This window comes from Acinetobacter sp. SwsAc6, from assembly GCF_013391565.1.
In the GTDB taxonomy this organism is placed as follows: domain Bacteria; phylum Pseudomonadota; class Gammaproteobacteria; order Pseudomonadales; family Moraxellaceae; genus Acinetobacter; species Acinetobacter cumulans.
The window spans coordinates 91,164-101,719 of the sequence record NZ_JACAXE010000012.1 but is presented as its reverse complement, the minus strand read 5'-3'; the positions used below and the strand labels follow the sequence as shown (position 1 = coordinate 101,719).

At 38.7% G+C, this 10,556-nt stretch carries 10 protein-coding genes and 1 pseudogene; 6 read left to right on the top strand and 5 right to left on the bottom strand.

Going from position 1 to position 10,556, the window contains the following annotated elements:
- Positions 1 to 127 precede the first annotated feature (127 nt).
- Positions 128 to 604: pseudogene (locus HYG93_RS10155) on the top strand (TSUP family transporter); the annotation flags it as partial.
- A 14-nt stretch (positions 605 to 618) separates the two neighbouring features.
- On the opposite strand, the gene HYG93_RS10150 reads toward HYG93_RS10155, so the two are convergent.
- On the bottom strand, positions 619 to 876 hold the full coding sequence (locus HYG93_RS10150; protein ID WP_120366151.1) for a hypothetical protein: 258 nt from the start codon (positions 874 to 876) through the stop codon (positions 619 to 621).
- A 321-nt stretch (positions 877 to 1,197) separates the two neighbouring features.
- On the opposite strand from HYG93_RS10150, the gene HYG93_RS10145 reads away from it, so the two are divergent.
- Positions 1,198 to 1,515 carry a hypothetical protein gene (locus HYG93_RS10145; RefSeq protein WP_106986147.1) on the top strand — a complete coding sequence of 106 codons (318 nt, stop codon included), beginning with the start codon at positions 1,198 to 1,200 and terminating at the stop codon, positions 1,513 to 1,515.
- A 72-nt stretch (positions 1,516 to 1,587) separates the two neighbouring features.
- Here the strand turns inward: HYG93_RS10145 and HYG93_RS10140 are convergent, their stop codons facing one another.
- Positions 1,588 to 2,172 carry a 1-acyl-sn-glycerol-3-phosphate acyltransferase gene (locus tag HYG93_RS10140; RefSeq protein WP_117007954.1) on the bottom strand — a complete coding sequence of 195 codons (585 nt, stop codon included), beginning with the start codon at positions 2,170 to 2,172 and terminating at the stop codon, positions 1,588 to 1,590.
- A 216-nt stretch (positions 2,173 to 2,388) separates the two neighbouring features.
- Between HYG93_RS10140 and HYG93_RS10135 the strand changes: the two genes are divergently transcribed.
- The gene (locus HYG93_RS10135; RefSeq protein WP_117007935.1) at positions 2,389 to 2,868 is read left to right on the top strand and encodes a copper resistance protein NlpE; all 480 of its coding nucleotides are present in this window, start codon (positions 2,389 to 2,391) and stop codon (positions 2,866 to 2,868) included.
- 110 nt (positions 2,869 to 2,978) lie between these two features.
- Here HYG93_RS10135 and HYG93_RS10130 read toward each other — a convergent pair whose 3' ends face one another.
- Positions 2,979 to 5,081 (bottom strand): TonB-dependent siderophore receptor, encoded by a 2,103-nt coding sequence (locus tag HYG93_RS10130; RefSeq protein WP_117007936.1) that lies wholly within the window; start codon positions 5,079 to 5,081, stop codon positions 2,979 to 2,981.
- A gap of 382 nt (positions 5,082 to 5,463) precedes the next feature.
- On the opposite strand from HYG93_RS10130, the gene HYG93_RS10125 reads away from it, so the two are divergent.
- From HYG93_RS10125 to HYG93_RS10115, 3 genes are read left to right on the top strand one after another with little or no spacing between them, the layout of a single operon-like run.
- A complete protein-coding gene (locus HYG93_RS10125) occupies positions 5,464 to 5,649 on the top strand; it encodes a hypothetical protein (RefSeq protein WP_178962457.1) in 186 nt (61 codons plus the stop codon).
- Positions 5,615 to 5,899 (top strand): hypothetical protein, encoded by a 285-nt coding sequence (locus HYG93_RS10120; protein WP_178962456.1) that lies wholly within the window; start codon positions 5,615 to 5,617, stop codon positions 5,897 to 5,899. Before HYG93_RS10125 ends, HYG93_RS10120 begins: the two co-directional genes overlap by 35 nt.
- Before the next feature lie 45 nt (positions 5,900 to 5,944).
- A complete protein-coding gene (locus HYG93_RS10115) occupies positions 5,945 to 6,736 on the top strand; it encodes a hypothetical protein (protein WP_178962455.1) in 792 nt (263 codons plus the stop codon).
- 41 nt (positions 6,737 to 6,777) lie between these two features.
- On the opposite strand, the gene HYG93_RS10110 is transcribed toward HYG93_RS10115, so the two are convergent.
- Together HYG93_RS10110 and HYG93_RS10105 are read right to left on the bottom strand one after the other, a co-directional pair.
- Positions 6,778 to 7,929: a LuxR C-terminal-related transcriptional regulator gene (locus tag HYG93_RS10110; RefSeq protein WP_106986151.1), complete on the bottom strand. Its 1,152-nt coding sequence runs from the start codon at positions 7,927 to 7,929 to the stop codon at positions 6,778 to 6,780.
- Positions 7,930 to 8,088: 159 nt separating this feature from the next.
- The coding region (locus HYG93_RS10105) for a YadA family autotransporter adhesin (protein WP_218646811.1) at positions 8,089 to 10,556 on the bottom strand (2,468 nt) is incomplete at its 5' end.

The window sequence follows — 10,556 nt, the reverse complement described above, 5'->3', positions numbered from 1 at the left end:
ACGGATGAATATATTTCAGAAATCACTCAACGCTTGAATCATCGGCCAAGAAAAAGACTCGGCTTTAAAAGTCCGAGTCAGGTATTATGGCAACAACATGGTGTTGCACTTCAAATGCTAATCTAAGGATTTAATTCAGGCAGATACTTTCAAGCTATTGCTTGGTGTATTTTTAATTCTGTGGTGCCCCATCATGCTGTTTAATCCACAAATTAAAAAGATTCAACAGTCTGGTCATTATGCAGATGCCAGTATAGGTTTTTTGGGCGGTATTTTAGGTGGCTTGGGCGGGTTCTGTGGCTCACTGCCTTCCGCATGGCTCATGCTCAAACAACGCCCAAAGCAAGAACAGCGCTATATATTGCGCCATTTTAATTTTGCCATTCAACTGTTTACCCTCGTAGCTTATTTAGCCCAAGGTACGCTACAGACCAAACTATTACCCTATGCCTTGCTATTACTCATTGCAGTAAGTGTTCCCGCAATGCTGGGTGCAAAACTATTTTATAAAATTTCAGAGCGTCAATTTAAACACAGTGTTTTGACCTTGTTATTCTCTTCAGGTTGCTTTCTTGTTTTCAGTAGTATCGTACAAGCGACTTAAAGCAAAAGACTTCGCTACTTGGGCCGTGTTGTACGTAAAGGTCTCGAATCACGTACGGGAGACTCTTCTTCCCTTGCCTCTTTAATATCTGGATCATCAGAATGACCAACTGAGCTCAATACTGCACTGGTCATTGGAATGAGATGTGTCACAGCTATGGTTTGTGGTGTTGTCATCGCATGTATATCTGTTGGAACATCAGCAGCATAACTTGAACTGGCCAAAACTAAACATAAAATTGCGAAAGACTTTTTACAACGTGTTAATAACATCAGTGCAACCTTTGACATCCCACCATACATGAAGCTGATTATTCAGATATATTCTGAAGAGACCTTGAAGAAGATGTAAACGTCCGTATATTTAAGTCATCAAAATGCATTTTTTGCTGGGTTAAATTCAAAACTTTTTCCTCTGACGAATATTTTAATCTCGGTTGAATTTAGTTATTTTCAGCTAAAATCAATTTACCCATGTATATGTCAGATCTATTTTTTTATTTTTTGATCAATTGTTCAAAAAATCTATACAGTTTTAATTTTAGATATTTATACAATAGTCATTTATACGCCCACACCTCCTATTGATCTCTCATGAAATATATTTTCATGCCTGTACTACTGCTGTTGCTTACAGGTTGTATGTTTGGCACATCTAGCGAAATCCGTAAAGCCGAAAAATTATATGCTCAGTTTCATTGCAATAACATTGAAACATCCCAAATGGGGGGCAGCTCGATTACCAGTTTTCATGAGCACAAATTGGCATCGAGCAAACAAAAAGCGCAATCCTATATTCAAAGCTACAAACAAGGAGAACACTTGTTTGATTTACCTTTAGATCAAGTGATTGAGCAACAATTCTTTATTTATAAAGCAGCCTGTCAAAATTTAGGTGGCATACAGCCTTAAATAAAATATACCTTGTAAAGCGTTGCCATAAACCTGCAACCACCATAAAAAATAGGGCTTATGCCCTATTTTTTATTCAACATAATAGCGCTGATCTACACTAAAGCTTTCTGGGAATTTGGCATGGATTTGTGCGTAAAAATCCATAATTTCCGCCATATCTTTTTCATAATCCCCAGTCGGATAAACAATCTTGCCTACACCCGTTTTTTTCTTGGCATAGTCCATATAAGCCAATGCAATTGGCACACCTGCATTGGTTGCAACATGGTAAAAGCCAGTTTTCCACTGTTCTTGTTTCGCGCGAGTACCTTCAGGTGTAACTAACATGACCAACTTGGGATGATCTTTAAATAAGTTGCTCATGACTTCAACCATACTTAAACGTTGCTCACCCTCAACTTTTGGTCGACGGTCAATTCCAATGCCACCCATTGCGCGAACAAAAGGTCCAAATGGAAATTTCATATAGCTGTCTTTAATCGTAATGCGGACATTTACACCCATTGCCTTTAATGCTAAGCGTGCATAAAGTGCATCCCAATTGCTGGTATGTGGTGCAGCAATCATTACGCATTGATCCAAATCAAGTGGCCAATGATTATCAATTTCCCAACCCATTGCATTGAGACTTTTTTCTGCCAATTTTTCTAACACAGCAACCACTCACACCCCATTTAAAGTGCCCTGATTGTACTGATGTTATTGCAAATTAACACACAGATTCGCTTAATAAACAACCAAATAAAATACATCTGTTCAGGCGCTAGCGTCAAAATTTCATCTAGACTTTTATACGTTTACAAGATCACTGTACAAGCTTATTTTAAAATAGATTATTTTTTATTCATCCTCATACGGTAGTCAAATCACGTGAAAAAGATTATCTTCATTAGCTTACTATCTCTAGTTGCATTAAGTGCTTGTAGTAAAAATGATACAACGACAGCACCACAAACACCTGAAAAAACTGAACAAGCAACATCTACTAACACCACAACTCCCTCTGTATCTACCAGTGATAGCGCTGAAAATGCCTTAGATTGGGCAGGCGAATATAAAGGGGTATTCCCTTGCGCAGACTGCGAAGGCATTAAAACTGAGCTTGAGTTAAAATCAGATAAAACCTATGAATTGACAGAGGAATATCAAGGTAAAGGCAAAGAACACGAGTCTAAAGTCAAAGGAACATTTAGTTTTGATGCCAATCAACCTTCAGTGATTACCCTCGATCAGAATGCCGATCAACGTAAATTCTTTATTGGTGAAAATTTTGCTGAAGCTCGCGATAAGGAAACAGGTCAAGCACTTGATACAAAGTTGAATTACAAACTAATTAAAGAACAGCACTAAATCCTAAGTTTTTGCTCAGCGCTTAGTTTCTCCCATTTGGTATTCGCAAACAAAAATCCCTGCTCTTGAGCAGGGATTTTTTATCAGTTCTACAATTATTAAATAATGAATTAATATTTAAAACTTAGGTTAAAACGTAGCATACGCGGGTCTCCCCAATTCACCAACTGTGCATTCGGCGTTGTACCTGCCAAATACTCACGGTCAAATAGATTTTTCAGGCTTAACCCTGCACTCCAGTCTTTGGCTTCATAACCTGCATTTACATCAAAAAGCACATAAGTTGGAAGGTCTACATAATCTGTGCCACGCTGTGCAGTACGCGCTCCTTGATAACGCATACCAGCCCCTACACGCCAACCCAATTGATCTGGACTAAAATAATACTGCGTTGACAATGATGCTGCGTTTTTCGCCACATGATTCGTACGCTTGCCAATCTCGCTTGCAGTCAAGCTCTCAGTGACTTCTGCTGTCGGAATATAACTATAGCTAGCCAATACTTTCCACTGTGGATTCAACGTTGCCGCCAGCTCTGCTTCATAACCTTTGGTTTTTTGCTCACCTGTTTGGATTGAAAAATTTCCAGAGCTATCTGTTTCTGTTACATTTTTACGGGTCAAATCATAATAAGCCACGTAGCCTTGTAAGCGTTGATCCAAGGCTTGGAGCTTGACCCCAATTTCAGTCTGCTGACCTTTTTCTGGATTTAATAAGCGACCATCTTCGCCTGAATCTGTTACAGGCATAAAGGAGGTCGAATAACTCATATAGGGCGCAAACATGTCATTAATGCGATACATGACAGAAGCACTACCCGTAAATGCATTATCGGAGTTTTTCTGATTTGAGCCATTGAGTAAATTATTAATTTCTACCTGTGTCCAATCATGACGCCCAGATAAACCAATGATCCAGGTATCATCAATGCTTAGCGTATTACGTATATATGCTCCAGCATACTGGCTATACGTCATTTCATGGCTAGGTGTACCCGGCTTTTTAATAACAACATCACCATAATTGGGTGCATTCAAATTAAAGTCATTAATGGTATCTGTACGGCGATAATAATCACTGCGCTCGTGCATTAAATCTAAACCCGCCATCAAATCATATTGCACTGCGCCAAAGTCAAACTTACGCTGCAAATTGGTGTCCAATGCATAATTGACATCTTGTTTATCTTGATTATTAATTGCACGCTTAATAATGGGCAAGCTACTACGCCCTGACGCTAAGATAGAATTACCAACAGTATTGGTTTGTGTCACAGCAAAATTTTGTTTAAAAATCCAATCATTATCAAAATAATGTGCATAGTTCGCCCCTAAGCGGTACACATCCACGTCATAACCATAATCTGGATCACCAAAAAATAAGTTATGCGAATAATTTATATATTCTCCATTACTAAAAGGTATACCTTGCTGGCGTAAATAATTTCTATGCTGATAACTGGCGATAACCGAAAGCTCATCTTTTTCACCTAAATCAAAATTATAAGATGGTGCAATATAATAATTTTTGAAAAAAACTTGATCGGTTGGATCATCTTGATCTGATACCCGACCAACCAGTCGAAATGCACCTTTTTCTGTGTCATTCGGTGCATAATTGAGATCGAATGTCCCCTCTTTTAATCCATAGCTCCCCACACTGAGCGTTCCTTTAGCCTCTGTGCTTGCATGTGGGCGTTTGGTGGTAAGATTGACCATACCACCAGGTAAGCTTAAACCAAATCCAACTGAAGTCGGCCCTTTCACAACCTCAATCGATTCAAGCCCAGAAATATCCTCCGAACGTAAAACATTGTCTGAGGTTTGAATACGCAAGCCATCTATATATGTTTGCGAGCTTGAAATTTGCCCACGGATAACAAAGTCATCCCACCCTCTACGACCATATTGGCCGGAAGTCACGCCAGCTACACCATCCAATGCTTCCGCAACTGTTTGCACTTGCTTTTGTTCTAGTTGTTGCTGAGTTAACACACTTATGGCTTGTGCAGTTTCAAACAATGGAGCATCCGTTCGAAGCACAGCTTGTGCTTTAGTTGCCACATATTTGGCTTCTTGCTTGGGTGCCTTCACGGTAATTGTTTGTAGCTGTTGTGCCTCTGTATTGAGTGGTTCTGGAGAGACTTCTGCATGAGTTATAGAACTTAAAGCCACCAGAATTGAAAATGACAAGGTCGAACGTGGATATTGCACTTCGAAAAACCAATCCAAAAAAATTAATGCGAATTATAATCATTTAAACTTATAAAATATGGCTATTAATTCAGCATTATTTTTAGAAAAAAATAAACATTTGAATATGAAATAAAATTTATAAAAATATGTGCATTGTATAAATCAATCCATTTATACCCCAATGCAGGATTTTTAGATTATAACAAAATTAACCTTATAAAATAATAACCTACAAAAAACTCAAACAGCCATTTTTTATTTTTATTTAGTGGATGCAACAAATCAAAAACTTAAATTTATCTTAAAAAAAGCTTCAAATCATCCCTATTTGAAGATAGTCGATTGTAATAAAGATTTTTAAGATCGAAACATAACAAGAAGTATCAAAAAGGATCAATCCATGAAACATACCCTACTTAGCCTTGCTATAGTTACACTCCTCACAGCCTGTGGTGGTGGCAGTTCATCTGATGGTCAATCCACAAATAATAATGGCAATCCAAATACCCCCACAACACCAAGCACGACGAATAAAATTGGTATTTTGACTGATGCTTGTAATCAGTGGTGTGCACTATGTATCTAAAAATAGCCAAGGTGTTGTCAGCTATGAGGGTACAACCGGTGATGCATCATCAACAAATGGTAAAGGTTCATTTAAGTATAATGAAGGCGACAAAGTGACCTTTTCTATCGGTGATATAGTGCTTGGCTCGGTCACAGCGCAAGCAAAAATCTCTCCACTTGAACTCGCTACAGATCCAGTTATCCGCAACAATTTAATCATTTTGCTTCAATCTTTAGATGCCGACCAAAATCATAGCAATGGTATTTAAATTTCCACCAAGACCGTAGAGGCTTTAAAAGACAAAACAATTGTATTGAATACACCTACCGCGTCATTTATAGCCGATGCCACTTTCCTTCAAGCTGTAAAAGCATCTGGAACTGCTGTGGTCCCTTCAGAAACGGCCTTAGCAAACTTCATTGATAGCTTTGCCAAAGACAATGAAGGTGTTTGGAGTTATAGCAATAACGGTACCAGAGTTTTGCTCTATATTAAAGGTGCAGTTGAAACTGTTAACAAAGATAAATACCTACACTTTATCTTTGCACAAGTAGGACCTGCCGACAATGATGGACAATCTGGATTTGAACAAGGCAAATTTAAATGGGATCCACTCACAGGCAAATTAACAGTGGTTAGCCCATTAACTCAAGACACCAATGGTGGCTGGGGACTTTCTGATTCGAGTCAACCATTTAGCTTACTGTATGGCAAAACAGAAGGGACGTTACAGTTACTCACTGAAGACCCTACACCTGTTGTATTAACCAAACTCCCGAGTGAAAGCAACAGCATCGTCGGTGCTTGGAAAAATGCTGATGCACTCGTCGCCATGTATAACGACAAAACATATTTGTACGTAGGACTAAGTAATGAAGACTGTGGTGGCCCAGGTATTGAGTATGGAACTTATTCTGCAAGCAATGGCATTTTAAAAGCCGAATCTGTTCAATACGACACCACAGGTTGCCTAGGTCTAGTCGACACATGGGGAGATTTAAGTCAGCATAAATATGACTTAGATACCTTTAAATATAGCCTCAACGATAAAACCATCAATATCCAATATGAAGATGAACCTGTAAGCACACTGAGTCACTTATAAACTGAATGGAACATGATCTAATGAATGAAGCTCATGTTCCATTACACAATATGCTCAAAACCCATCGACAAACTCATCAGCTTACGCATCAATTCAACCTGAGTGGTACTTTGGGTTTTGGCAAAAATATTTTTAAAATACGTTCGTACCGAACTAATTGTTAAGCTACATTGCGTCGCAATATCTTCCATATTCGCGCCATTGACGAAGCGCACACACATTTCACATTCACGTGTAGTTAATGCAAAAGTTTCCTTTAAGTAATCATTCGAAAGTGAATATTGTTGTTGCTTTTCAGATAAGAACAACACAGCAAATGCACCTTGCTCAATCTGGATTAAATGCTGAATACTACTTAAAGGTGTAATACTTAGCATATAGTCTTGTCCATTTTTGGCTTTCAACTCAAGTACACCACCTATATCATGATGTGTGTCTTGGCGCTTATAGAGCGCACTCTGTACAGTTTTTTCAAATTTAGCTTGTTGATCCCGCCTGACCAGCAAACGATTTTTTTGATCAAATTCGAATAATTTAGATTGCTCTAATAAGGCCTGTGCGGCTTTATTGCTGTATTTTAAAACTTTATCTTCATCAATTAAAATAATGCCAATTTTGATTAAGTCTAATATTTGAAATAAATTTTGCCCCATTGTCTGCGCAAAGCTTAATTGCTTATAGATTTGTAAACTACGACGGATATGCACACCCAGTCGCTGAAAGAACATCATTTCGTCGTGACTAAACTCTTGATTGACTGCTTCACGGTGAATACCTAAAACTGACCAGCGATATTCCCCTTTATCGAGTAATACGGCAGCAATATAACTAATGCCAGTAATTTTTAAGCATTTCTCATAAAATTCTTGTTTGTCTGCATTTGTACTGCTTGCATAGTGACTTAAATCAAAATGCATGACACCACCAACACCAATGCTATCCCATAGTGGAACATGAAGCTTCATATCGATTGCTTTCACATTTTCATCTTGGTAAGCGTCTATGCTTGCTTGAGGAATATTGTATGTAAAAACAATATTATATTTAGGGTTTAATAAATCTAATACTGTCAATATTGCGGTTTTACTGGCTGTATAATCCACAATTTTTTTGAGTATTTCAGGCCATAAAGAAAGATTGACCGCGGCATCGTATATTTCCCCAATGATATGATTTTCAATTTCAATATCCATAAGGTTGCCTTTTTATTGTTTACTTTTCCTAAATATTCATTTTTTTAGTATTCTGTCAAAAATATCATATTTATCACTTAATTAAGCTTTAAATCGAGATATAAAAAATCCCCGCATTTGCGGGGATTCTTTGTTTAATCCAAATGTATTTACGGGTAATTATTTACCGCCAAACACATAAGATACGCCTACACGACCACCCACTTCATTACCACCAGCAAAACCTAGTGCAGCACTGAATGCAGTACGGCCATCATTTAGCACGCTTGCAAGACCTAAAGCAGCAGCAGATTCGCCTTCATAGTGACCAACACCACCAAATACTGCAACTTGACCTGCACCAATGTTTGGAATTTGCTGTTGAGCAGCAAGTGCAATTGCAACCCCCCGATACGATGTTTGCTCTACATCACCCACTCGACTATTTAATTGACTAACACGTGAATCCAATACGCTTACTTGCGTATCTGTATAAGACTTTGCTGACGCTAATGTATCAACACCTGTTTTAGCAATTACAGAATTAATTCGTGCAGATTCTGCTGTTGCCTCACTTCTAATCGTTTTTGCAGTCTCATTTGTAAATGCATTGGCTGATGCTAAAATTGTTTGATCAGCATCTTTCATTTGCTTTAAATTTACTGCATCAGTATCTATAGTCCCTGCCTTAACATTAGTTATTTGACGCTCACTCCCTGTTGAACCAACGGATACAGTATTATTCCTTGTTGAGCTTGAGTTATTTCCAAGAACAACTGTATTTTGTGCTGAGGTGTTTACGTTGTTACCCAATACAAAAGTGTTATCACCTGAAATGGTGTTATCATTACCAAAAGCATAACTGGCACTACCTGAAACTATATTTGGATCACCCAACGCGCCAGAACGATCTCCGCTAACAATATTTCCTGTACCAATACTAACAGTTTGTACACCCAAAGCCTGTGCACCAGATCCTAACGCTATTGATGAAGCTCCGTTAGCTGTTGCACTATGTCCCATAGCCAAAGCAGAAGCACCTCCAGTACCCGTACTTGCATTCTGCCCAATTGCTATTGAATCTTGTCCAGATGCAGTAGCTTGCTGTAAACCTTGTGATGAGCTCACCGCAACATTTGGGGAACCATTCAAATTTGCATCAGTATATGCTTTCGCTTGCGCAAGGGTATTAGCATCTGCTTCTGAAATTACCGTATTCAACCTACCAGTTTCAGCTAATGTCTCTTTACGTAAAATTGCTACCGTATCTGCTGTATTTTTGTTTGCTGAGGCCAAAGTTGCTTTATCACCATCGGTGATTACTTGATTTACACGTGCTGATTCTATTGAAGCTTCTTGACGCAATACTGTAGCTGTATCCGCAGTCGTTTTATTGGCAGAAGCTAAAGTTGCCTTGTCTCCATCGGTGATGGTTTTATTTACCTGAATAACTTGAGCTGATACCTCTTGACGTAAAGCAGTTGCCGTATCCGCTGTGGTTTTATTTGCAGAAGCCAAAGTTGCCTTATCACCATCAGAAATTGCTTGATTAACGCGAGCTGTTTCCACAGAAGCTTCTTGACGCAAGGCTGTAGCCGTATCTGCTGTAGTTTTATTTGCAGAGGCTAAAGTTGCTTTGTCTCCATCTGTAATGGCTTGATTGACACGTGCTGTTTCTGCTGAGGCTTCTTGACGTAATACCGCTGCTGTATCTGCTGTAGTTTTATTTGCAGAAGCCAAAGTTGCTTTGTCTCCATCTGTAATGGCTTGATTGACACGTGCTGTTTCAACGGAAGCTTCTTGACGTAATACCGCTGCTGTATCTGCTGTAGTTTTATTTGCAGAAGCCAAAGTTGCTTTGTCTCCATCTGTAATGGCTTGATTGACACGTGCAGTTTCTGCTGAGGCTTCTTGACGTAATACCGCTGCTGTATCTGCTATGGTTTTATTTGCAGAAGCTAATGTTGCTTTATCTCCATCAGAAATTGCTTGATTGACACGTGCTGTTTCAACGGAAGCTTCTTGACGTAAATCTACTGCCGTATCCGCTGTATTTTTGTTTGCAGAGGCCAAAGTTGCTTTGTCTCCATCTGTAATGGCTTGATTGACACGCGCTGTTTCAACGGAAGCTTCTTGACGTAATGCAGTTGCCGTATCCGCTATGGCTTTATTGGCAGAAGCTAAAGTTGCTTTATCTCCATCGGTAACGGCTTGATTTACACGTCCTGTTTCTACTAAGGCTTCTTGACGTAAAATTGCAACCTGATTATCTGTATATGTATTTACACCAATAAGAGAATCACGCAACAAACCATTTACTTGACCTAAATTAACTGCTTGATGATCATCAACAGCATTAGCCAAATGATTGATATAATTATTTTGAACATCAATAGTATTTGTTTTTAATGCCCCTTTTACTTGCAAATCACCAGCAATCAGCTCATTAATATTAGCGGTATTTATAGATGCATTGCCATTCAAGTACAAATTGGCTGTGCCATTATAGCTATCAATCAATCCTGTAGATTGACCATTCTGATCCACAAATTGAACCGTAGATGTATTTAAACCCCTCAAGTCCATCTGGTTAATTCCTGTTAAGGTACCATTTACTTGTAAATCACCTGTGGTCAGTTTACTTGCTG